General features: G+C 63.5%; 22 protein-coding genes. 5 read left to right on the top strand and 17 right to left on the bottom strand.

Annotated elements, in window-relative coordinates; all coding sequences use genetic code 11:
- Positions 1 to 91: 91 nt before the first annotated feature.
- From N826_RS35565 to N826_RS35530, 8 genes are all read right to left on the bottom strand, one after another.
- Positions 92 to 757 (bottom strand): TetR/AcrR family transcriptional regulator, encoded by a 666-nt coding sequence (locus N826_RS35565; protein WP_084721477.1) that lies wholly within the window; start codon positions 755 to 757, stop codon positions 92 to 94.
- A gap of 159 nt (positions 758 to 916) precedes the next feature.
- Positions 917 to 1,498 (bottom strand): protocatechuate 3,4-dioxygenase subunit alpha, encoded by a 582-nt coding sequence (gene pcaG / locus N826_RS35560; RefSeq protein WP_044436986.1) that lies wholly within the window; start codon positions 1,496 to 1,498, stop codon positions 917 to 919.
- 5 nt (positions 1,499 to 1,503) lie between these two features.
- The gene (gene pcaH, locus N826_RS35555; protein WP_044436984.1) at positions 1,504 to 2,214 is read right to left on the bottom strand and encodes a protocatechuate 3,4-dioxygenase subunit beta; all 711 of its coding nucleotides are present in this window, start codon (positions 2,212 to 2,214) and stop codon (positions 1,504 to 1,506) included.
- 18 nt (positions 2,215 to 2,232) lie between these two features.
- The gene (pcaC, locus tag N826_RS35550; protein ID WP_044436982.1) at positions 2,233 to 2,613 is read right to left on the bottom strand and encodes a 4-carboxymuconolactone decarboxylase; all 381 of its coding nucleotides are present in this window, start codon (positions 2,611 to 2,613) and stop codon (positions 2,233 to 2,235) included.
- Complete coding sequence (pcaD, locus tag N826_RS35545) at positions 2,606 to 3,406, bottom strand: 3-oxoadipate enol-lactonase (RefSeq protein ID WP_044436980.1); 801 nt, start codon at positions 3,404 to 3,406, stop codon at positions 2,606 to 2,608. Before pcaD ends, pcaC begins: the two co-directional genes overlap by 8 nt.
- A gap of 46 nt (positions 3,407 to 3,452) precedes the next feature.
- A complete protein-coding gene (locus N826_RS35540) occupies positions 3,453 to 4,784 on the bottom strand; it encodes a 3-carboxy-cis,cis-muconate cycloisomerase (RefSeq protein ID WP_044436978.1) in 1,332 nt (443 codons plus the stop codon).
- A gap of 4 nt (positions 4,785 to 4,788) precedes the next feature.
- Positions 4,789 to 5,622 (bottom strand): 3-oxoadipate:acetyl-CoA acetyltransferase, encoded by an 834-nt coding sequence (locus tag N826_RS35535; protein WP_044436976.1) that lies wholly within the window; start codon positions 5,620 to 5,622, stop codon positions 4,789 to 4,791.
- A gap of 53 nt (positions 5,623 to 5,675) precedes the next feature.
- Positions 5,676 to 7,562, bottom strand: coding sequence for a bifunctional sugar phosphate isomerase/epimerase/4-hydroxyphenylpyruvate dioxygenase family protein (locus tag N826_RS35530; RefSeq protein WP_044436974.1), 1,887 nt, complete (start codon positions 7,560 to 7,562; stop codon positions 5,676 to 5,678).
- Between the two features lie 443 nt (positions 7,563 to 8,005).
- Between N826_RS35530 and aroQ the strand changes: the two genes are divergently transcribed.
- The 5 genes from aroQ (at position 8,006) to N826_RS35505 (ending at position 12,344) form a co-directional block, all read left to right on the top strand.
- Positions 8,006 to 8,446, top strand: coding sequence for a type II 3-dehydroquinate dehydratase (gene aroQ / locus N826_RS35525; protein ID WP_044436972.1), 441 nt, complete (start codon positions 8,006 to 8,008; stop codon positions 8,444 to 8,446).
- Between the two features lie 5 nt (positions 8,447 to 8,451).
- Positions 8,452 to 9,309 carry a shikimate dehydrogenase gene (locus N826_RS35520; protein ID WP_044436970.1) on the top strand — a complete coding sequence of 286 codons (858 nt, stop codon included), beginning with the start codon at positions 8,452 to 8,454 and terminating at the stop codon, positions 9,307 to 9,309.
- A gap of 90 nt (positions 9,310 to 9,399) precedes the next feature.
- Positions 9,400 to 9,978 (top strand): TRAP transporter small permease, encoded by a 579-nt coding sequence (locus tag N826_RS35515; RefSeq protein WP_044436968.1) that lies wholly within the window; start codon positions 9,400 to 9,402, stop codon positions 9,976 to 9,978.
- Between the two features lie 12 nt (positions 9,979 to 9,990).
- A complete protein-coding gene (locus tag N826_RS35510) occupies positions 9,991 to 11,274 on the top strand; it encodes a TRAP transporter large permease subunit (RefSeq protein ID WP_044436966.1) in 1,284 nt (427 codons plus the stop codon).
- A gap of 47 nt (positions 11,275 to 11,321) precedes the next feature.
- Positions 11,322 to 12,344, top strand: a complete 1,023-nt coding sequence (locus N826_RS35505) for a TRAP transporter substrate-binding protein (protein WP_044436964.1) — start codon at positions 11,322 to 11,324, stop codon at positions 12,342 to 12,344.
- Between the two features lie 262 nt (positions 12,345 to 12,606).
- On the opposite strand, the gene N826_RS35500 is transcribed toward N826_RS35505, so the two are convergent.
- The 9 genes from N826_RS35500 to N826_RS35460 form a co-directional block, all read right to left on the bottom strand.
- Positions 12,607 to 13,368, bottom strand: a complete 762-nt coding sequence (locus N826_RS35500; RefSeq protein ID WP_044436962.1) for an SDR family NAD(P)-dependent oxidoreductase — start codon at positions 13,366 to 13,368, stop codon at positions 12,607 to 12,609.
- Positions 13,369 to 13,440: 72 nt separating this feature from the next.
- Positions 13,441 to 14,427: an acetamidase/formamidase family protein gene (locus N826_RS35495; RefSeq protein ID WP_044436960.1), complete on the bottom strand. Its 987-nt coding sequence runs from the start codon at positions 14,425 to 14,427 to the stop codon at positions 13,441 to 13,443.
- 38 nt (positions 14,428 to 14,465) lie between these two features.
- The gene (urtE, locus tag N826_RS35490) at positions 14,466 to 15,194 is read right to left on the bottom strand and encodes an urea ABC transporter ATP-binding subunit UrtE (RefSeq protein WP_211099469.1); all 729 of its coding nucleotides are present in this window, start codon (positions 15,192 to 15,194) and stop codon (positions 14,466 to 14,468) included.
- Entirely contained in the window at positions 15,184 to 15,909 is a 726-nt protein-coding gene (locus N826_RS35485) for an ABC transporter ATP-binding protein (protein ID WP_044436958.1), read from the bottom strand. The genes urtE and N826_RS35485 overlap by 11 nt, the downstream gene beginning before the upstream one ends.
- The gene (locus N826_RS35480; RefSeq protein WP_044436956.1) at positions 15,906 to 16,949 is read right to left on the bottom strand and encodes a branched-chain amino acid ABC transporter permease; all 1,044 of its coding nucleotides are present in this window, start codon (positions 16,947 to 16,949) and stop codon (positions 15,906 to 15,908) included. Before N826_RS35480 ends, N826_RS35485 begins: the two co-directional genes overlap by 4 nt.
- The gene (locus N826_RS35475; RefSeq protein ID WP_044436954.1) at positions 16,949 to 17,821 is read right to left on the bottom strand and encodes an ABC transporter permease subunit; all 873 of its coding nucleotides are present in this window, start codon (positions 17,819 to 17,821) and stop codon (positions 16,949 to 16,951) included. Before N826_RS35475 ends, N826_RS35480 begins: the two co-directional genes overlap by 1 nt.
- Positions 17,822 to 17,897: 76 nt before the next feature.
- A complete protein-coding gene (locus tag N826_RS35470; protein WP_044436952.1) occupies positions 17,898 to 19,133 on the bottom strand; it encodes an urea ABC transporter substrate-binding protein in 1,236 nt (411 codons plus the stop codon).
- Positions 19,134 to 19,172: 39 nt separating this feature from the next.
- Positions 19,173 to 19,796, bottom strand: a complete 624-nt coding sequence (locus N826_RS35465) for an ANTAR domain-containing response regulator (RefSeq protein WP_044436951.1) — start codon at positions 19,794 to 19,796, stop codon at positions 19,173 to 19,175.
- Positions 19,793 to 20,966, bottom strand: a 1,174-nt coding sequence (locus tag N826_RS35460; RefSeq protein ID WP_211099468.1) for a transporter substrate-binding domain-containing protein, incomplete at its 5' end; no start/stop codon positions are given. The genes N826_RS35460 and N826_RS35465, both read right to left, overlap by 4 nt.

The following is a 20,966-nucleotide window of genomic DNA, read 5'->3' as shown; positions in this document are numbered from 1 at the left end:
TACATTCACTCAACCATGAGACGTGCACACAAAAGAACGAAGAACCCAACAAACACTGTCCATACAACTCAATCTTCCGGCCGCGCCCCCGTCAGCATCCCTTCAGCCAGCTCAGCACGGCGTCGCCGATCATCCGCTTATGCTTTTCCAGGTATCCCGGCTCGGAGAAATCCTGCTGGAATATCGCTCCGAAGGTGTAACGGTTGGAAACGCGGAAGAAGCAGAACGAACTGATCAGCATGTGCAGATCGACCGGATCCGCATCCAGGCGAAAGACCCCCTGCTCCCGGCCCCGCCTGACGATGTCGCCGATGATCTTGATTATTGCGACGTTCAGGTTCTGGATCGACTGCGATGCCGACAGGTACTCGGCTCGGTGAATGTTCTCGATGCTGACGAGGCGGGAGAAGTCGGGGTTTTCCTCGTGGTAGGTGATCGTGAAGTCGATCAGCTTGCGGATCGCGGCTTCCGGTTCCAAGTCCTCCAGATGCATGTCGGCTTCGACCCGCCGGATGTCGCCATAGGCTTTCTCCAGGACGGCGACGTACAGGCCCTCCTTGCTGCCGAAGTAATAGTATATCGCGCGCTTGGTCGTCCGGGTGCGGGCGGCGATGGCGTCCACCCGCGCGCCGGTCAGGCCGTGATCCGCGAATTCCTTCGTCGCTATCGCAAGAATATCCTGCTTGGTACGCTCAGGATCGTTCCGGCGAGTCGGCGCCGGGGACTTTTCCTTGAGCATGGTGTCTTCAGTCAGCATCGTTTCCACTTCCCGCATTCCACCAGAATCGATGCCTCTGAAGCGCATCGGTGCGATCCTTGAACGAACCAGTTAGTGTACCTCATGCAGGCCGATGAAGTGTGCATGATGTCACAGGGCGGAAAACGCCCGCGGAGAACTGCCGTCACGACCGTGCCGTCAGGGATCGAAGAAGACCGTTTCGGCGTCGCCCTGAAGATTGATGTCGAAGCGGTAGACCGGACCGCCCGCCGTCTCTTGCCTTGCGGCGATCAATGTGCCGCGCCGGCCGGCATCGACAAGTCCCAGTACGGCGTCGGACTCGTTGGCGGCTGATTCGTCGCTGAAATAGATGCGCGTATAGGCATGGTTCGGCATGCCGCGGGCGAATACGGTGACGTTCAGGTGCGGCGCCTGCGGCCTTGCATCCGATCCCGTGACACTGCCGGGTTTCACAGTCTCGATCCGGAAAGTCCCGGTCTCATCAGTGCCGGTCCGGCCGAAGCCGTGGAAGTCGGCTTCCCTGCCGTCCGCCGGATGGGCGTAGCGGCCCTGGGCGTCCGCCTGCCAGATCTCGATCATGCTGTCGATCACGGGCTTGCCTGCCCCGTCGATCACTCGCCCGGTCACGATGATCCGCTCACCGGGGACCGTTTCGTTGACGATGCGGCCGTCGGCGATACCGGGCCGGCCATAGGGTTGCGGCGTCAGGCCATAGGCGAAATAGGGACCAACCGTCTGCGAGGGAGTCTGCTTGGGCATGGCGATCAATCCTCGTCCACGGGGGTCGCGCGCGGGCCGCGCAGCACGATGTCGAACTCGTAGCCAAGCGCCTGCATCGGCTCGGTCACGTCGAGCGAGAAGCGGGAGATCAAGCGGCTGCGGGAAACCTCGGGGATGCCCTGGTAGATCGGGTCGTATTCCAGCAGCGGATCGCCGGGGAAATACATCTGCGTCACCAGACGGGTGACGAAGCTCGGTCCGAACAGCGAGAAATGGATGTGGTTGGGCCGCCATGCATTGTGATGGTTGCCCCAGGGATAAGCGCCCGGCTTGATCGTGATGAAGCGGTAGCGGCCTTCGGCATCGGTCACGGTCCTGCCGCCGCCGAAGAAGTTGGGATCGAGCGGCGCGTTGTGCTGGTCCCAGCGATGGACGTAGCGGCCGGCGGCATTGGCCTGCCACAACTCGACAAGGGTATGCGGAACCGGGCGGCCGGCTTCGTCCAGCACCCTGCCGGTGACGATGATGCGTTCACCCAGCGGGTCGCCGTTCTGGACACCGTTCTTGGTCAGGTCGTGGTCGAGCGGGCCGACCTTGTCATGACCGAAGACCGGGCCGGTCAGTTCCGACAGGCTGTGCGGGATCGGGATCAACGGCTTCTTCGGGCCGCGCAGCAGGGTCGATTTGTAGTCGGGCACAATATAGGGCGGATGGCTGTCCCAGTCGCGCCTGGTGTATTCGGTGTTCGGCTTCATGCATTCCTCCCCCGTTTTTCACTTTTCCATCTGGTCGAAGACTTCCTGAGCGATCTGGAAGCCATGGTTGGCTGCCGGAACGCCGCAATAGACGCCGGCCTGAAGCAGCACTTCCTTGATGTCGTCTCGCGTCAGGCCGTTGTTGAAGGCCGCGCGCACATGCATCGCGAACTCTTCCCAATGACCCAGCGCCACCATCATGCACAGGGTCATGCAGCTTCGGGTGTGCCGCTCCAGCCCCGGCCGGGTCCAGATCTCGCCCCAGGCGTAGCGGGTGATGAGGTCCTGGAACTCCTCGTTGAACGGGGTCCGCCTAGTCAGCGAACGGTCGACATGAGCGTCGCCCAGGACGGCGCGGCGGACCTTCATGCCCGCGTCGTAACGATCACGTTCATCCATTGGATATCTCTCCCATGGTGAGGAAGCCGACGAGATTACGGGTGAACAGGTCGGCCTGCTCGATATTGGACAGGTGTGCGGCGTCCAGATCGACCAGCGCGGCACCTGCGATCTCGCCGGCGATCAATTGGGCGTGGGCCGGCGGCGTCGCGCCATCATGGGTGCCAGAGATCACCAGCGTCGGGGCCGAGATCGCAGCGATTTGCGCCCGCTGGTCCATGTCGCGGACGGCGGCGCAGCAGGCGACGTAACCCTGTGGCGCAATTCCGCGCAGCATCGACGCTATGCGGTCGACCGCCGCCGGATCGGCCTTCTGGAAGCGGGGAGTGAACCAGCGCTCGATCACGCCCGGAACGATCGCCGCCATGCCGTCGCGCTTGACGGTTTCGATCCGGGCGTTCCAGACCTCGGGCGCGCCGATATAGGCGGAGGTATTGGCGAGAACCAGCCGCTCGACGCGGTCCGGTTCATGGATGCCGAGCCACATGCCGACCATGCCGCCCTTCGACAAACCGCAGAAGCGCACCGTCTCGATGTTCAGCGCGTCGAGCAGGTCGACGGCGTCGCGACCGAGCCGCGCGATCTCATAAGGACCTTCCGGAGCGTCGGAGCGGCCATGCCCCCGGCTGTCGTAGCGCAGCACGCGATAATGGCTGGCAAGATCCGGGATCTGGGGGTCCCACATCTCGAGCGTGGTCCCGAGCGAGTTGGACAGGAGCAGGACGGGACGTCCTTCCTCCCCGTCGAACTGGTAGAATATCCGGGTGCCATCCCCGGTGGTGATGTGGCGCATGGGTTGCTTTCTCCCTCGTTCTTCAGCAGGTTGCCGGCGCTTATGGTCAGCCGGTCACGCGATCCACGAAAGCGGCAGCCTGCCCGACATAGCCCAGCGGGTCGAACAGCCGGTCCAGTTCATCGGCGCCGAGTTCCGCCGTGATGGCCTTGTCCTCGCCCAGGACGTCGCGGAGATGCCGTCCTTCGGACACCGCCGTCTTCGTCGCGTGTTCGACCAGTTCATGGGCGTGGAGGCGGCCGAGCTTGGCGCCCAGCGCCATCATGACCCGTTCCGCCATGATCAGGCCGTGGGTCACCTCCAGGTTGGCGCGCATCCTGGCGGTATCGACTTCCAGGTCCGGCACCATGTCGGCGACCTGACGGAGTGCGCCCATCGTCAGCATCGTCAGTTCCGGCAGCGCCACCCACTCGGCGTGCCAGTTGCCAAGTCCCCGCTCGTGCTCCTGCGGCATCGCGGCGAACAGGGTCGCGACCAGACCGGGGGCGCGGGTGGCAGCCGCCATGACCGATGCCGCCGTGACGGGGTTGCGCTTGTGCGGCATGGTCGAGGAACCGCCCTTCCCCGCCCCCGCCGGCTCGAACACTTCGCCGACATCGGTCTGCATCAGCAGCGACACATCGCGGGCGATCTTGCCCAGCGTGCCGGCCAGCAGGGCGAGCCATGCGCCGAACTCCACCACGCGGTCGCGGTGGGCGTGCCACGGGGTATTCGGCAGCGTCAGCCCCAGGTCGTCGGCTAGAGCCGAAGCGACTGTCAGCCCCTGTTCACCCAGCGCCGCCAGCGTGCCAGCGGCCCCGCCGAACTGGAGGGTCAGCAGCCTGGGCTTCAGTTCGCAAAGCCGCTCCCGGTGGCGATTCACCGCGTCCAGCCAGCCCGCGACCTTGAGGCCGAAGGTGACGGGGAGAGCGTGCTGCATCCAGGTCCGGCCTACCATCGGCGTCAGCCGGTGCGCGGAGGCAAGGCCGGCGAGGCCGGCCGCGAGCCGGTCAAGGTCGCCCTCGATCACCTCCAGTGCCGCCCTGATTTGCAGCACGAGGCCGGTGTCCATGGCGTCCTGGCTGGTGGCGCCCCAGTGGACGAAGCGGGCGGCATCCTTGTCCGTTTCCGCTACCAGGGCAGTCAGGCGCTTGACCATCGGGATGGCGGGGTTGCCGGCTTTCGCCGTGGCTTCCGCAAGTTCGCCGATGTCGAACAAGTCGGCCCGGCACCGCCCCTCGATCGTCCTGACCGCTGCCGCAGGGATCACTCCGGTCTTCGCTTCGGCGCGGGCGAGCGCCGCTTCGAAGTCGAGCATCCCCTGTAACCGCGCGTTATCGTCGAACAGGCGCGCCGCCTCGTGGGAGGCGAAGAGCGGGGTGAACAACTGGCTGTTCATGGGGTCAGGCCGTGCGGATCGCCAGGGCCTCGCGGGCTTCCGCCACCGTCGCGGGCCGCGCGTCGTACTTGGCGCACAGGTCGGCGGCGATCTTCACCAGCTCGGCATTGCCGGACGCCAGCCGGTCCTTGGTGACGCGGATGTTGTCTTCCAGCCCGGTGCGCACACCGTCGGCGCCACGCTCCAGGACCCAGCGCATCACTTCGCTCTGGAACCGGCCGATGCCGGCAGCCGTCCAGGTCGCAGCCGGAATGACGCGCTTCAGTTCGGCCAGCAGGATGTCCAGCAGGTGTTCGTCGGCGGGCATGGCGTTCTTGACGCCCATGACGAACTGCACGTGGGGCCGGCTGTGCATCAAGCCTTCGTCGATCAGACGTTTGGCGGCGTGGATGTGCGACAGGTCGAAGATCTCGATCTCCGGCCGGATGTCGTTCTCCTTCATCTTGCTCGCCAAGTCCCAGACGAGGGCGGGCGCGTTCTCGTAGACGATGGTCGGAAAGTTTACCGAGCCGGTCGAGAGCGAGGCCATCTCAGGCTTCAGGTAGAGGGAGCTGCCGCGCGCCGCCTGATCACGTCCGCGTCCTCCGGTCGAGAACTGGACGATCATGCCGGGGCAATGCTTGTTGATGCCTTCCTGGACCTGAGCGAACAGCTTGGGGTCGGAGGACGAGGACTCGTCCGGGTTGCGGACGTGGATGTGAACGAGGGACGCGCCGGCCTCGAAAGCCTCGTGCGTGGACTCGATCTGCTCCGCCGGGGTCACCGGCAATGCGGGATTGTCTTTCTTGCGCGGTACCGAACCTGTGATGGCAACGGCGATGACGACGGGTCTGGCCATGTCTCTCCCTTTCGTTTTTTTGGACGTCGGTTCTGGTTGGCGTAAGTCTTGGTTCAGGACAGAAAATCTTCGATCTGCGTCTGCTCGCGCAGGCGCGTCTGCATTGCCATGCGGACGGCGGCGTTGACCGCGCCGAACTGCTGGTAACCGCCTCGGCGCTGGACGATCTCAAAGAAGAAGCGCTCTTCGAAGGTCTCGGTGTAGGCGTGGCTGAATTCGCCTTGGTCGTCCCGGTCGAACAGCAAGCCGAAACGCTGGAGATCGCTCAAAACATCGTCGTCCAGACCGAGCCGGGCGGCAAGGTCGTCGTAGTAGTTGGCCGGCACCGGCAGCATCGGCGCGTCCGCCTTGGTCAGCGACGTTAAGGTCTTCTCGATCGTGTCGGTGGCGAAGGCGATGTGATGGACGCCGGCTCCGGCTGTCGCGGAAACGAACCGGCCGGTCGCGGTCTTGCGGCTTTCGGAGAAGTTCAGCGGCAGGCGGACGCTCCGGTCGGGGCTGACGATGGCGCGGCTCTGGATCAGGCCGTAGGGGTCTGGAAGCTCCCATAGCTGCTCCAGCACGAAGCCGAAGACTCCCCGATAAAACAGGATGAAGCTGTCCATGCGGCCGAACGGCAGCGCCTGCGCCACGTGGTCGATGCAGGTCAGGCCGCTTTCTTCCGTTTCGGGAAACAGCGTGAAGTCGTCTTCCCAGATGCTGTGGCCGGACTGGTCGGGCTGGACCAGATAGACCAGCGTGCCGTCGGGCGCCCGGACCGACTGAATACGGCGTTCGCCCTCCCCGATCCGTTCGCGCCATGTCCCGTAGAGCAAGGCTTCGGCCCGGTCCACCGCCTTGTCGGCATCGTCCACCCGCAGCGCCATGGCGCAGACCGAAGGGCCGTGCATCTGGAAATGTTCGGACGCGGCGCTGTCCGGTTCGCTGTTGAGGACCAGATTGACGCGTCCCTGACGGTACAGTTCGACCGATTTGGAGCGGTGCCGCCCGGCATGCCGGAAGCCCAAGCTGCCGAGGAAAGCCGCCAGATCCTCCTTCGCCTGCTCGTCCACCGCGAATTCGAGAAACTCGAAGCCGTCGAAGGCCGGCGGCTCCGGCAGGCCCTTGCCGTAGCCGGCCTTCGCTTCCGACAGGATCAGCGAGCGCAGGCCGTCGCGTGCGGTCTGGCGCGCCGGGGCCGTCCGGAAATCGTCGTTGAAAATCTCCAGCGACAGCGGTCCCCGGTATCCGCTCGCCAGGACGGCGCGCAGGAAGTCGTCGACCGGCAACTCGCCTTGTCCAGGGAAATTGCGGAAATGACGGCTCCAGGACAGCACGTCCATCTTCATCAGCGGCGCGTCGGCCAACTGGACGAAGAAGATCCGGTCGCCGGGCACGTCGGCGATACCTGCGGGATCGTCGTTGATCGACAGCGTGTGGAAGCTGTCCACGATCAGGCCAAGGGCCGGATGGTCAGCCTTCTGGACGATGTCCCAGGCGTGTTTCCAGGTGTTGACGTGCCTGCCCCAGGCCAGCGCCTCGTACCCGACGCGCAGGCCGCGCCGCGATGCCCGTTCCGCCATTTCCGCCAGATCGGCCGCCGCCCTGATATCGTCGTCGATGGCGCTGGGCTGAACGTTGCTGCACACAAGGACCAGATCGGTGCCGAGCGCCTGCATGATGTCGAACTTGCGCTCGGCACGATCGAGGTTGCGTACGCGGATATTCTCGGGCATAGCCTCGAAATCGCGGAAGGGTTGGAAGATGGTGATCGCCAGACCCAGCCCTTCGGCGATCCGCCTGATGTCGGCCGGCGACCCGTCATAGGTCAGCAGGTCGTTTTCAAAGATTTCCACCCCATCGAACCCGACGGCGGCTGCCGCCTCCAACTTCTCCGGCAAGGTGCCGCTGAGGGATACGGTGGCGATCGACTTGGCGAAGGAGAAATGCTGTTCGGTCATAGTCGTCAAATCCACTTGCGTCGCTGGTCTGGAAGGGGTCCGGGGACGGGTTTCCAACGCTCATCACGGGCGAGCGGTCGGAATGACTGTGTTTTCCAATCTATAGAAGATCGGAAGCCGCTGTTTTGACTGCATGGAAAATGACGCTGCGTCGGCCTCGTGTTCGCCCGAACACGCGTGACGGTTCTTCGACCATCGTTTCCTCCTCCGCGATCAGGGCTTCCAGCACCTCTCTATGGAGACTGCCGCCTACCCGATTTTTATGAACGTACCAGTTCGTACATTTCTGCTTGACACGAACGTACCAGTCCGTTCATTTTGTCGCAAGAAAAAAAACAGGCGGTTTGGGAGGACCATCTAGCCGCGACGGCCAACAGTCAGCCGGGACAATTCTCCGGCGTGCCGTAGCGCTAAGCCCATGCTGCTCAGCCTGGAGCACTTCAATGGCACACACCATATTCGTCCTCAACGGACCCAATCTGAACCTGCTCGGCAAGCGCCAGCCGGAGATCTACGGAGGCGAAACCCTTGCCGACGTGGAAGCCGAATGCCGCCGGGTTGGAAACGAGTTCGGCTTCACCATCGAATTCCGGCAGACCAACGCCGAGTTCCAGTTGATCGACTGGATCCACGAGGCGCGCGAAACCGCCGATGCCATCGTGATCAATCCCGCCGGCTGGTCCCATACGTCGGTCGCCGTGATGGACGCTCTGGCCGCCTGCACCTGCCCCATCCTGGAAGTTCATATCTCAAACATCCATCGGCGCGAGGAGTTCCGGCATCACTCCTACGTCTCCAGCGTCGCGGCCGGGGTGATCTGCGGCTTCGGGACCCACGGCTATCCGCTAGCCCTTCAGCACCTCGCCAAGCGGTTGGGAGCGTGAACGTCATGACAGATACGTCGAGCCAACCGGCCTTCCTGGCCGGTCTGATCGGGTCCGGCATACAGGCGTCCCGCACGCCGTCGATGCATGAACGCGAAGGTGCCGAGCAGGGCGTCCGCTACGTCTACAGGATCATCGACATCGACAAGCTGGGACTTGGCGTCGAGGCCCTGCCCGAGTTGCTGACCGCCGCGCAGCGGATGGGCTTCAACGGCCTCAACATCACCTATCCCTGCAAGCAGGCGATCATTCCCCTGCTGGACGAGCTGTCCGACGATGCCAGCCAATTGGGCGCCGTCAATACCGTCGTCTTCAAGGACGGCCGAAGCTATGGCCACAACACCGACTGGTGGGGTTTCGCCGAGGGCTTCAAGCGAGGATTGCCTGACGTCAAGCGCGACCGGGCCGTGCAGTTGGGCGCAGGCGGAGCCGGCGCCGCCGTCGCCCATGCGGCGCTAAACCTTGGCGTCGGCCAGCTTGCGATCTTCGACATGGACAGCGCCCGGGCCGCCGGGTTGGCCGCCGACTTGTCGGCGCGTTTCGGCGAGGGCCGGGCCGTTGCCGGGACCGACCTTGCAAGTTCGGTCGCCGAGGCCGACGGGCTGATCCACTGCACGCCGACCGGCATGGCCAAGCTTCCCGGCATGCCCCTGCCGGCGGAGATGCTGCATCCAGCGCTTTGGGTAGCCGAAATCGTCTATTTCCCGCTGGAGACCGAGCTTCTAAGAGTCGCCCGCGGCCTTGGCTGCCGGACGCTGGACGGCGGTGGGATGGCGGTGTTCCAGGCGGTCGGAGCGTTTCAGCTTATTACCGGCATCGAGCCGGATGCGGAACGCATGCGCAGACACTTCCTATCAATGTAGACTGGGCTGTATAGGCTGGTATTCACGCCCTATAGAGGGCCGTGCAGACGCCGGCCAGCCGGCAAGTTCCGAATTCGGAGGGAGGGGACAATGAACAAAATAGTCGACGGCTATTTCACGTTGCTGAAGATCATCATCACACTTTGTTTGGCGACGATGGTGGTTCTGGTCTTCGGCAACGTCGTGTTGCGGTACGGCTTCAACATGGGCATCACCGCGTCGGAGGAGATCTCCCGCCTGCTGTTCGTCTGGCTGACGTTCCTGGGCGCCATCGTGGCCCTGCGGGAACATGGCCATCTCGGCGTCGACATGCTGGTGCGCCGCCTGCCCAGCGTCGGCAAGAAGATCTGCCTGGTCGTCAGCCACCTGCTGATGATCTACGTGTCCTGGCTGATGCTCGACGGCAGCTGGTCGCAGACACTTATCAACATCGACGTCGCCGCTCCGGCGACCGGGTTCTCGATGGGCCTGTTCTACGGTGTCGGCGTCGTCTTCGGCGTCTCGGCCCTGGCGATCCTCGCCTACAACCTCTATCTCGTCGCCACCGGAAAGGCCACCGACGCCGATCTGGTCATGGTCCGCGATTCCGAAGAACTCGAAGAGCTTGAAGAGATGATCGAACATCACGGTCAGCCTCAGCCACTCACCGCGACCGCAGCCAAGAAGTAAGGGACACCGGAAATGGTGATTACGATTTTCCTGGGCTCCCTGCTGGGGTCCATGGCGCTCGGCATGCCGATCGCCTTCGCGCTGCTGATCTGCGGCGTGGCGCTGATGTACAACATGGATCTGTTCGACGCCCAGATCGTGGCGCAGAACGTGATCAACGGCGCCGACAGCTTCCCGCTGATGGCAGTGCCCTTCTTCATGCTGGCCGGCGAGATCATGAACGTCGGCGGCCTGTCCAAGCGCATCGTCAAGCTTGCGATGACCCTGGTCGGTCACGTCCGAGGCGGGCTTGGCTACGTCGCCATTCTGGCGGCCGTCATCCTGGCCAGCCTGTCCGGATCGGCGGTCGCCGACGCGGCGGCGCTGTCCGCCTTGCTGGTTCCGATGATGGTGCAAGCAGGCCACGACAAGGCGCGCTCCGGCGGTCTGGTGGCATCGGCGGGCATCATCGCGCCGGTCATTCCGCCCAGCATCGGCATGATCATGTTCGGCGTCGCCGGCGGCGTCTCGATCACCCAGCTCTTCCTGGCCGGCATCGTGCCCGGCATCATGCTCGGCCTGGCGCTGGTCGTCGCCTGGGCATTGGTCGTCCGCAAGGAAAAGCTCGTTACGCCGCCCCGCGCATCGAAGCAGGACATGGTCCGGGCCTTGGGCGAGAGCTTCTGGGCGCTTCTGCTGCCGATGATCATCATCTTCGGCCTGAAATTCGGCATCTTCACCCCGACCGAAGCCGCCGTCGTGGCCGCCGTCTACTCGCTGTTCGTCGCGACGGTGATCTATCGCGAACTGAAGCTGAGCGATCTCTACGACGTCTTCCTGACCGCCGCGAAAACCACTTCGGTCGTCATGTTCCTGGTGGCCGCCGCGATGGTTTCCGCCTGGATGATCACCGTCGCCGATCTGCCGAGCCTGGTCACCGACCTCCTCGAACCCCTCATGGACAGCCCGACGCTGCTGCTCCTGGCGATCATGGTGCTGGTCGTCATCGTCGGCACCGCGATGGACATGACCCCAACCATCCTGATCCTGACGCCGGTGCTGATGCCGGTGATCAGGGAAGCGGGTATCGACCCGGTCTATTTCGGCGTGCTGTTCATCATGAACAACGCGATCGGCCTGATCACGCCGCCAGTCGGAACCGTGCTTAACGTCGTGGCCGGCGTGGCGAAGATCAGCATGGAAGATGTCGTCAAAGGGGTCTGGCCCTTCATGCTGGCCCAGTTGTTCGTGCTGTTCCTGCTCGTGATGTTCCCGTCGCTCGTCACCGTCCCGGCAGCCTTCTTCTCCGGCCGCTAAGCAGCAACCCCAAAGAAAACAACGTTCCCATAGGAGGAAGACAGACCATGTCGAACCGCTTCTCCAGGCTCGCCGCAACCCTGGCCCTTCCGGGCCTGCTGATCCTGGCACAGCCCGCCGCGGCCGAGATCAACAGCCACACCCTGAAGTTCGCGGCGCAGAACCAGAAGGGCCATCCCCAGGTGCAGGGCATGGAGAAGTTCGCCGAATTGGTGAAGGAGAAGAGCGGCGGCAAGATCACCATCAAGCTCTTCCCCGGTGGAACGCTGGGCGGAGACGTCCAGACGCTCTCCGCCCTACAGGGCGGCACGGTCGAGATGTCGGTGATGAACGCCGGCCTGATGAGCGGTGTGTCCAAGGACTTCTCCCTGGTCGACCTTCCCTTCATGTTCCAGACACCGCAGCAGGCGGATGCCGTCATGGATGGTCCGTTCGGCACCAAGCTGGCGGAATCCCTCCCCGCCAAGGGTGTCATCGGTCTAGGATATTGGGAACTGGGTTTCCGCAACCTGACCAACAACCGACATCCGGTGGCCAAGGCCGACGACATCGCGGGGCTGAAGATCCGCGTTCTCCAGTCGCCGGTCTTCATCGACCTGTTCACGGCGCTCGGCGCCAACCCGGTGCCGATGCCCTATCCGGAGCTTTACACCGCGCTGGAGACCGGCACGGTCGACGGTCAGGAAAACCCGTACAGCAACGTCGTTTCCGCCAAGATGTTCGAGGTGCAGAAGTACCTGACGGTTACCAATCACATCTACAATCCGCAGATCGTGATCATGTCCAAGAAGGCTTGGGACAAGCTGAACGAGGACGAGCGGAAGGTCATCCAGGACGCGGCGGCTGAAGCACGCGATTTCCAGCGCAAGGTGTCACGCAGCCAGAGCGACGAGGCGCTGGCCGAGTTGAAGAAGGCTGGCATGCAGGTGACCGAACTGCCGGCCGAGGAGATCGCCAAGCTGCGCGAGAAGGCCAAGCCGGTGATCGAAAAGCACTCGGCGGCAGCGAATGCTGACATGGTTAAAATGCTGAACGACGAACTTACAAAGGCTGGCAGCGGAAAAATTTAGTTAGACTGCCACGCTTAAAGACTGGGAGCCCGGCTATCGCTGGGCTCCTCTAAAAAATTTAGCGCGGAGATTGCTCTCCGCGCTTTTTTTATTGAACCAAACGGCTCCGAAAGCATTCTTGCAGTGCGGTCACCATGCCGCATACGCCTTCTTGGGCGTTTCCTCCCTAGACTTCAGGCCGCCTGAAAAGGCGGCCTTCTTTTTGCACATTTTTCTGGAAAATGACATTAAACTGATGGGCGTATCCGTTGGATCACCACCCTCAGAACTGCACCCCCCTGGTCAGCGCGCCGTCCACCACGAGATTGGTCCCCGTTATGAAGCTGGCGGCCGGGCTGGCGAGGAAGACGGTTGCGTTGGCCATCTCCTGCGGCGTGCCCATGCGTCCGGTCGGGTTGAGCGCAAGCGCCGTAGCGTAAAGTTCGGGATTGCCGTCCTTGATCTGGTTCCAGACGCCGCCTTCGAAATAGGTGTTTCCCGGTGAGACGGAGTTGGCGCGGATGCCCTTGCCAGCAAGCTGAAACGCGAGGCCCTGAGTATAATGGATCAGCGCCGCCTTGAAGGCTCCGTAAGGACCGGCTGCGAAGTCGATTTCCCGGCCCGACACGCTGGAAATCGTCACGATGGACGGTGCCTTGCTCTTTTCCAGATGCGGCATGCAGGCGTTGACCAGATGGACCGTCCCCATCATGTCGATGTCGAAGCCGCGTTTCCAGCTCTCGTCGTCGGTGCCGATGGCGAGGGCGCTGACGTTGGAGACGGCGATATCGATGCCGCCGAACTCTGCCGCGGCATCCGCCACCCAGGCCGCCAGCGCCGGTCCGTCGGCGACATCCACAGCGCCGCCCGTGGCGTTGACCCCTTTGGACTTCAACGCGGCGACCGTCTGCTCGACGTCGTCCTTATTTCGTGCGCAGATCGCCACGTCGGCCCCTTCGGCGGCCAGCGTTTCCGCGATGGCGCGGCCGATGCCCTTGGTCCCGCCGGTGACGACGGCTCGCAGGCCCTTCAATCCGAGATCCATTCGACGCCTCCCCTATGAAGTGGCTGGTCCCGACGGAGAACGGTGTCGCTCACCGCCGGGAACCGTTGAGACTTAGCGGAAGTACTTCTTGGCGACCGACGCGCCAACCGTATATTTCGGATCGACCATGTTGCCGAGCCTTACCTTGGCGCATTGCGTGATCAGCATATACGCCTCGAGTTCGTCCATGTCCCACTCGGCCGCCGACCAGCGGACCAGCTCGCGGTAGGCGATGCGGGCGGCGTCCTCCAGCGGACGGGCGCTGCCGATCGTCATGAACATGTCTTCCGTCTCGAGCTGCGGCCACGCGATCTTGTGGTCCTTAATCAGGTCGATCTGGAGCGTGGTGGTGGAGGGGATTTCCAGGGCCACGCCGCACAGCTCGCCGTCACCCTGGATGGCGTGGCAATCGCCGACATACAGCAACGCGCCGTCCCGCTGGACCGGCAGGTAGATCACGGCGCCGGGCGCCACGTCGGGCAGGTCCATGTTTCCGCCGTAGTAGTCGGGCTGAAGCGAGGTGATCGCTTCGATCTCCGGCGAGACACCGATGGTGCCGATGAAGGGTTCGTAGGGGAGAGTGATGCGGTCGCTCCAGTAGACGCCGTTCTCGTCCACATTGACCTTCTTGACCTTCTCCGGCAGCGGCTTGTTGAGCAGCGCCGTGGACTTGGTGCCGACCAGCCCGCCGAACTCGCTGATAAGACAGGTGGTGCCGACCGGCTGCGGTCCGCGCGGCTTGACCGAGTGGATGTAGACGGCAAGGCAATCGCCCTTCTTAGCGCCCTTGACGTAGATCGGTCCGGTCTGCGGGTTCAGGAAGGGGACGTTCAGCAGTTCGGACGGGATGTCGGTCTCCGACTTGATCTTGCCCTCGAAAGCGTCGTGGGTTTCCGCTTCGACCACGGCGCCGGGCTCGACCTCGATCACCGGATCGGCATAGGGGCCATAGACGTAGTGGAACTTGCCTTGCTGCTCGATCGTAATCTTCTGGCGCGACGTTTCCTTGCCACCGGCGACGCCCCGCTTGGCCATGATGGATGTTTCCAGCCAGGACATTCTTTATTCCTCCGCAGGTTTGTACTCAGTATCGAAAGTCATACCGCGAGGTAACGGCGCACCGTCTCGCGGTCGTTCAGTTGTTCCGGCGCCACTTCCGTGACGATCCGGCCCTTGTCCATGACGTAGCAGTGCCGGGCCATGGCCCGGATCATCTCCAGGTTCTGCTCGACGAACACGATGGTGATGCCCATCGAGCGGTTGAGTTCGACCACGATCCGCGCGATCTCCTGGACGATGCTGGGCTGGATACCTTCCGACGGCTCGTCCAGCAGGATCAGCGACGGGCTGCCGACCAGAACCCTGCCGATGGCAAGCTGCTGCTGCTGGCCGCCCGACATCGTGCCGGCCCGCTGCTTCCGCCGTTCCCGCAGGATCGGGAAGAAGTCGTAGACGCGGTCGTAGTCGGCGGGCTTCTTGGCACCATGGATCATCTCGCCGACCTTCAGGTTCTCCTCCACCGTCATGCGGGGGAAGACCTCCCGGCCCTGCGGCACGTAGCCGATGCCGAGATGGGCGCGCTGATGCGGTTTCAGGCCGCTGATGTCGCGGCCTTCGAACGTCACCGCCCCGTCCATGGCGGGCAGAAGCCCGATCAGCGTCTTCATCAGGGTCGACTTGCCGACGCCGTTCCGCCCGATCACCGCCGCGATGGTGCCCTGCTCCACGGTCAACTCGACCCCTTGCAGGACAGGCTTGCCGCCATAACCGGAGCGCAATCCGGACATGGCCAGAAGGGAGCCGCTGGTGCGCGCGTCAGTCATCATGATCGACGTGTCCAAAGTAGATCTCGGCGACGGCGTCGTTGGCGGTGATCTCCGCCACCGTGCCCTGGGCGAAGATCTGGCCGAAGTGGAGCACCGTCACCCGCTGGGCGATCTGGCGGACGAAGGCCATGTCGTGCTCGACCGCCAGCACGGTGACGCCGTCGGCGTTCAGCGCGCGGACCATCTCGCCGGTCTCGTAGGTCTCGTCCGGCGACATCCCGGCGGTCGGCTCGTCCAGCAGCAGCAGGCGCGGTTTCAGGCTGATCGCCATGCCGATCTCCAGCCATTGCTTCTGACCATGGCTGAGGCTGGCCGCCTGCATGTCGGCCGAGGCGGTCAGCCGCAAGAATTCCAGCAGGCGAGCGATCTCCTCGTCCAGCGATGCGCCTTCCAGGTGGTGCTGAAGGGCGATGGTCAGGTTCTGACGGACGCTGAGTGCGGCGAAGATGCCGGGCACCTGGAACTTGACGCTGATGCCCTTGCGGATACGTTGGAACGGCTTGAGGTGCGTGATGTCCTCGCCTGCATACAGGATGCGCCCGCTGGATGGCGAATGCTCCCCCAGGAACAGGCGGAACAGCGTGCTCTTGCCGGCGCCGTTCGGGCCGATCAAGCAGTGGACCTCCCCTTCGTCCAGTTCGAAGTTCACATTGTTGGTGACGCGAAGCCCGCCAAATCGTTTGTTCAGGTCGATGGTTTGAAGGAGTGCGGTCATCGGGCTCCCCTCAGGCGCCGGGACAGGCCGGCGATGCCGGGGATCAGCCCTTGGGGGGCGAACAGCACGACGACTACCAGCAGCGCTCCCATCACGACGAGCGCGTACTGGCTGCCGTAGATGGTCAGGGTCTGGAAGACGCTGAGGACGGCGAAGGTGCCGACCAGCGTCGCGGTCAGGTCGCTGCGTCCTCCGACCGCGACCCAGACCACAGGCAGGGCCGCCGCCGTCAGGCCCATGCTGGACGGCGTGATGTACTGCCCCCAGGAGGTGTAGAGGACGCCGCTTAGACCCGCAAGGGAACTGCCGATGATGAAGGCGATGAGCTGGTACTTGCGGACGTCGTAGCCCAGCATCTCGGCACGTTCCGGGTTCTCGCGGATCGCCACCAGGACATTGCCGAACCGCGAGTTCACGAGAATTCGCAGGCCCAGATAGACCACGACCAGCAGCGCCAAGATGACGTAGTAGAGCTGCACGTCGGGGAACAGCACGATATCGCCGCCAAACCACGGGATGGTCAGCGGCGGCATGCCGGTCATGCCGTTGAAGCCGTTCAGCCGGGCGTCGCCGATGCGCCATTCCGGCCCGGCTGTCTGCGCCATGAACCGCTCGAACACCAAAGTCACCGACAGTGTGACGATGCCGAGGAAGACGCCGCTGATCCTGCCGAAGAACAGGAAGTAGCCCAGCACCGCCGCGAACACGGCCGATATCGCCACCGCGATCACGACGGCCAGGATCGTGAAGCCGTAGTCGCTGCCGTAGTTGAGCGTCAGGATGCCGTAGGCGTAGCCCGCCAGCCCGAAGAACGCCGTCTGGCCGAACGACAGCGCGCCGCCATAGCCCCAGATCAGGCTGAGGCCCAGCGCCATGAAGATCCAGTTGAAGAAATAGACGGTGTTGCCGACGGTCCAGCCATCCGTGAAGCTCGGATAAGCCGCCGCCGCCAGCACCACTATGACGAAGCCGGTCCAGAACGCAGGCCCCCTGCCTATCGTCTGCGGCCCGTTGAGAAGCTTGTTCGCCTTTGCCAGCATCAGCCGCGCTCCCTCAACAGCCAGCCGGAGATCCCGTTGGGCAGGACGCGGATCACGATGATGACGGCGATCAGCATGCTGATCTGACCAGCCAACTGGCCCTGCCACGAGGTCATCGCCGCCTTGATGACGCCGAGCACGGCAGCGGCGGGCGCCGTGCCGAGGAACACGTCGGCGCCTCCGACGACGACAGTGACGAAAGCTTCCATGATGAAGGTGGCGCCCATCGACGGCACCATGGTCATGGTCGGAGCATAAAGCCCGCCGGTCAAGCCGGCGAGCGCCGAACCGAGGCCGAAGGTCAGGCAGTAGATCAGGCGCGTGTTGACGCCCAGCGCCTCCGCCATATGCGGAACCTGGATCGTGGCGCGGGCATGGACGCCGAACCGCGTCTTATTGAAGATAAGGTACAGCAGGACCAGCACGACCACGGCGGCTGCCATCAGCACCAGCCGGTACTGCGAGTACGAATAGTCGCCGAAGGTGAAGCTGGACAGCGGCGTGCCCACGCCGCGCATGGTCGATCCCAGCAGGATCAGCACGCCCTGGGTCGCGATCAGGCTGATGCCCCAGGTGGCGACGATGGTATCCAGCGGCCGGTTATACAGATGCCGCACCACCAGAAGTTCAAGCAGGATGCCGACCAGACCGGCGGCAAGGGTGCCGCAAGCGATGCCGAGCGGCAGCGGCAGGCCAGCCCGGACGGCGAAGACGGTGACATAGGCGCCGCACATGATGAACTCGCCATGGGCGAGGTTGATGACGCCCATCATGCCGAAGATGATCGCCAGCCCGCACGCCGCCAGGACAAGGAACGCGAAGGCGTCCCCCGCCTGATAGAGGAATGCGAAAAGCGCGCTTAGTATTTCCATCAGTCAACGATCCCCGGAACTCGAATACGGAAGGTTCCTCTCCCCATGGAGGACGGGGAGAGGAAGAGGATCGGTCTCAGCCTTTCGGCGGCGGGTTGCTGGGGGTGTATTGGGCGCTCGGGTCCGACTTGGTCAGGTCGCAGCCAGCATCGCCCAGCCAGTACGGCTTGATGTCGTTCCATACCTTGGGGAAGGTGATGGAGTGATCGGCGCCGACCTGGGCCAGATAGATCGTGTGGGAAGCGTGCTGGCTCTTGGGATCGATGCAGACCTTGCCCTCGGGCGCATCGACGCAGACATCGCCCTTGGCGATGACGCCACGGATCTTCTCCCGGTCGGTCGAACCGGCCCGCTCGACCATCTGCTTGTACAAGTAGATCGCGTGGTAGGAGTTCTCGGCTTCCTGGTTGATGTAGGGCTCGTTGGGGTACTTGGCGCGCCACTTGCTGATGAAAGCCTTGCTCTCCGGCGTGTCGACCTCTTCGATGTAGTTGGTCGTGACATGCATGTTGGCGAGGCTGGGCGGGGTGAAGCGCTTGTGCTCGTAGCCTTGCCCGACATTGACCGAGCTGCCCATCGGGACCTTGAGGTTGGCGGCGGCCGCCTGCTCGTAATACGAGGCCTGAGCCGTGCCGACCAGCAGGGTCATCAGGATGTCCGGCTTGACCCTCTGGATGTTCTGGATGGTTTGGGAGAACTGGGAAACGCCGAGCGGGATGAACTCCTCGCCGACCATCTCGCCGCCGTTCTCCTTGACGATCTGGCGGACCCACTCGGCCGAGATCTGGCCGAAATTGTAGTCGGCGGCGATCGTGTAGACCTTCTTGCCGTACTTCTCCATCATCCAGGGGATCAGGGTGGAGAATTGCTGTTCCGGCACTGCGCCGGTGACGATCATGTTGGCGTCGCAGACGCCGCCTTCGTACTGGTTGTTGTAGAAGGCAAGGCCGTTGAACTGATTGACGATCGGCCGGTAGGCCTCACGGGACGCGCTGGAGAACCCGGCGAAGACGACGTCCACCTTGTCGCGCTGGAGCACGCGGCGCATCATTTCCTGATAGCGGGTATTGTCGGACTGGGTGTCGTAGACGACCAGCTCGATCTTGCGCCCGGCGATGCCGCCGGCCTTGTTGATCTCTTCGGTGGCCAACTCGATGCCGTGGACCTTCGGCAGGGTGGCGGCGGCGAACTCACCGGACTGGTCTTCCAGGACGCCGATTTTAACCGGGCTCTGCGCCAGCGCGGTGGATGCCAAAGCCAGGGTGGCGATGGAGAACGCGCCCAGAAAACTCCTATTGATCGGAGAAGACATGTCAACCTCACCTGCTGTTATGTTTTGAGTTGTTGAGCCTCAACCCCTTTCGGCATTCACTCCCGCGATACCCTCTTCGAGGGCTTTTCTTACGATCTCTTCCGAGAACGCCTCGACGCTGAGCTGTTGCTTCATGCTCTCGCGCCTGAGTATCTGGAACGCTTCGTCGTCGTTGACGCCGCGTTGGTTCATGACCTGCAACACCGCCTTGATGACGAACCTGCGGCTGCGCTTGCGCCCTTCGGCGGCGGCGAGGCGGTCGTCGATGTGGCGGCGGCGGTTCCATTCGTTGAGGCCGATATAAAGGGCGGCGTAGACGCTGGCGCCCTGCACCGGCTTCCGCAGATGCGCCGTGACGCCAAGCTGAAGCAGGGCCTTCAACTGGCTGGGCGCCTCGACCCCGACGATGCCGATGATTGGCAGCGGCGGCGTCTGTCCCAGCCGCGCCCAGGTACAGCCGTCGGGAATGCCCTGGTCCAGATCGAGCAGCAACACGTCGAAGCCGGCCAGCAGATCCGGCGACAATTGGTCGGGCGTGGTGATCGAGACGACGGCGCCCAGCTTCTTCAGGGTCCCGGCGACGGCATCGGCGGCGCCGGCATCGACCAGCGCCAGCAGCGCCCGCACGCCGCGGAAGTTCTGAACCAGCCGGGCCGCCGTCATGACACCGCCTTCAGGTTCCGGCCCGGACGCGCCGTTTCATCGTAGCGAGACGAGTTCCAGACCAGATAGGGATCGGGGCGGACCGGCTGGGCCGCCTCCATGATGATGTCGAACTGGGCGTTCCGGTTGGATCGCCCGATGCGCGGCGTCAGGTAAGCGTGGAGGGTATCCTCGTCCATCCAGACCTCTCCCTGCGGCGCTTGGAGGCGCAGTCGCGTCACGGCGTATTTGACCTGTCCGATATCGTCGGTGCCGGCATGGGCCAGCGCTCGGGCCAGCAGGCCCATCGCGACATAGGAGGCCTCGGCATCCGCCGACATGGCCGGACCATCGGGGAAGCGCCGGCGGTAGGCCGAGACGAAAGCGCGGTTTGCGGCGGACGAAATGGAGGAAAAGTAGACGCTGGAGCTGAGATGCCCGTCCACCGCGTCACCGCCGATCGCTTCAAGTTCCGGCTCCGACAGGGAGCAGCTTGCGACCGGTATTTCCCGCGCCTGATCGATGCCCCGCTCGGCCGCCATGGCGCGAAAATCTCGGAGGAACTGATAGGCCGACTGCCCGATCAACGTATTGAAGACGAAGCTGGGGCGGGCTTCCAGGATCTGTTCGATCGCGCGCCGAAAATCGGTTTCTCCGACCGCGAAGTAGCGTTCAGCCGCTATGGAACCGCCCTGCCCCACGACGGCCTGCCGAAGTATCCGGTTGTTTTCCCATGCCCAGATATAATTGGAGCCGATGCACCATGCATTCCTGCCGCAATGCTTCAGCAGATGATCGAGCAGCGGGACGATGTGCTGGTTGGGCGCCGCACCGGTATAGACGACGTTGTCGCCGCTCTCGAAGCCTTCGTAGTGCGACGGATACCAGAGCAGCGCGTCATGCTTCTCGAAAAGCGGGATGACTTCCTTCCGGCTGGACGACGTATAGCACCCGACGACATGGCGGATGTTTTGCCGGGCCAGCAGATCAGTAGCGCAAGCATGGTATCCGGCGAGTTCCCCGCCCGGATCGACCACCACGGGGACCAGTTCTACCGGAAAATCGGGGTCGCCGTTAACTTCTTCCAGCGCCAGCAAGGCACCGTTCAGCATCGACCGGGCGACCACATTGTAGGGTCCGGTCTTGCCATCTATCAGTTCAGGTGCGCGCTCCAGAGCTGAGGAAGCGGGA

This window comes from Skermanella aerolata KACC 11604 (genome assembly GCF_000936425.1).
GTDB classification, from domain to species: Bacteria; Pseudomonadota; Alphaproteobacteria; order Azospirillales; family Azospirillaceae; genus Skermanella; species Skermanella aerolata.
The sequence above is the reverse complement of the archived record's forward strand: the minus strand, read 5'-3'. Positions and strand labels throughout refer to the sequence as shown.

Excerpts from the sequence above, each read along its gene's own strand:
- N826_RS35565 (WP_084721477.1), bottom strand. The coding sequence starts at position 757 with ATGCTGACTGAAGACACCATGCTCAAGGAAAAGTCCCCGGCGCCGACT.
- pcaG (WP_044436986.1), bottom strand. The coding sequence starts at position 1,498 with ATGCCCAAGCAGACTCCCTCGCAGACGGTTGGTCCCTATTTCGCCTAT.
- pcaH (WP_044436984.1), bottom strand. The coding sequence starts at position 2,214 with ATGAAGCCGAACACCGAATACACCAGGCGCGACTGGGACAGCCATCCG.
- pcaC (WP_044436982.1), bottom strand. The coding sequence starts at position 2,613 with ATGGATGAACGTGATCGTTACGACGCGGGCATGAAGGTCCGCCGCGCC.
- pcaD (WP_044436980.1), bottom strand. The coding sequence starts at position 3,406 with ATGCGCCACATCACCACCGGGGATGGCACCCGGATATTCTACCAGTTC.
- N826_RS35540 (WP_044436978.1), bottom strand. The coding sequence starts at position 4,784 with ATGAACAGCCAGTTGTTCACCCCGCTCTTCGCCTCCCACGAGGCGGCG.
- N826_RS35535 (WP_044436976.1), bottom strand. The coding sequence starts at position 5,622 with ATGGCCAGACCCGTCGTCATCGCCGTTGCCATCACAGGTTCGGTACCG.
- N826_RS35530 (WP_044436974.1), bottom strand. The coding sequence starts at position 7,562 with ATGACCGAACAGCATTTCTCCTTCGCCAAGTCGATCGCCACCGTATCC.
- aroQ (WP_044436972.1), top strand. The coding sequence starts at position 8,006 with ATGGCACACACCATATTCGTCCTCAACGGACCCAATCTGAACCTGCTC.
- N826_RS35520 (WP_044436970.1), top strand. The coding sequence starts at position 8,452 with ATGACAGATACGTCGAGCCAACCGGCCTTCCTGGCCGGTCTGATCGGG.
- N826_RS35515 (WP_044436968.1), top strand. The coding sequence starts at position 9,400 with ATGAACAAAATAGTCGACGGCTATTTCACGTTGCTGAAGATCATCATC.
- N826_RS35510 (WP_044436966.1), top strand. The coding sequence starts at position 9,991 with ATGGTGATTACGATTTTCCTGGGCTCCCTGCTGGGGTCCATGGCGCTC.
- N826_RS35505 (WP_044436964.1), top strand. The coding sequence starts at position 11,322 with ATGTCGAACCGCTTCTCCAGGCTCGCCGCAACCCTGGCCCTTCCGGGC.
- N826_RS35500 (WP_044436962.1), bottom strand. The coding sequence starts at position 13,368 with ATGGATCTCGGATTGAAGGGCCTGCGAGCCGTCGTCACCGGCGGGACC.
- N826_RS35495 (WP_044436960.1), bottom strand. The coding sequence starts at position 14,427 with ATGTCCTGGCTGGAAACATCCATCATGGCCAAGCGGGGCGTCGCCGGT.
- urtE (WP_211099469.1), bottom strand. The coding sequence starts at position 15,194 with ATGATGACTGACGCGCGCACCAGCGGCTCCCTTCTGGCCATGTCCGGA.
- N826_RS35485 (WP_044436958.1), bottom strand. The coding sequence starts at position 15,909 with ATGACCGCACTCCTTCAAACCATCGACCTGAACAAACGATTTGGCGGG.
- N826_RS35480 (WP_044436956.1), bottom strand. The coding sequence starts at position 16,949 with ATGCTGGCAAAGGCGAACAAGCTTCTCAACGGGCCGCAGACGATAGGC.
- N826_RS35475 (WP_044436954.1), bottom strand. The coding sequence starts at position 17,821 with ATGGAAATACTAAGCGCGCTTTTCGCATTCCTCTATCAGGCGGGGGAC.
- N826_RS35470 (WP_044436952.1), bottom strand. The coding sequence starts at position 19,133 with ATGTCTTCTCCGATCAATAGGAGTTTTCTGGGCGCGTTCTCCATCGCC.
- N826_RS35465 (WP_044436951.1), bottom strand. The coding sequence starts at position 19,796 with ATGACGGCGGCCCGGCTGGTTCAGAACTTCCGCGGCGTGCGGGCGCTG.